This window comes from Bradyrhizobium uaiense, from assembly GCF_010811875.1.
GTDB classification, from domain to species: domain Bacteria; phylum Pseudomonadota; class Alphaproteobacteria; order Rhizobiales; family Xanthobacteraceae; genus Bradyrhizobium; species Bradyrhizobium uaiense.
In genome coordinates, this window is record NZ_VKHP01000722.1 from 1 (window position 1) to 254 (window position 254).

Sequence of the window (254 nt, forward strand, 5' to 3'; positions counted from 1 at the left end):
GCCTTCATCACCAGCGCGGTTGCAACGATCGGGCCGACCGAGGGAATCTGCGCCAGGCGCCGGCCCAGGGGATCAGCGCGGCGCCAGGCCAATATATTGGGCTCGATCGGCTCCAGCGCGCCCCCGCGCCTGGCGTCCTCGCGGCCCAGCACGACCGAACACTCGCGCGCCAGCGCGGGAGTCACCCCGGCCTGCGCAAACTGCGCCACCAACGGCACAGTACTGGTCAGACCCTAGTGGGCAATCACGCCAAA

At 69.7% G+C, this 254-nt stretch carries 1 pseudogene; it reads right to left on the minus strand.

Annotated elements, in window-relative coordinates:
* A pseudogene (locus tag FNJ47_RS47220) lies at positions 1-209 on the minus strand (IS110 family transposase); the annotation flags it as partial.
* Positions 210-254: the final 45 nt, after the last annotated feature.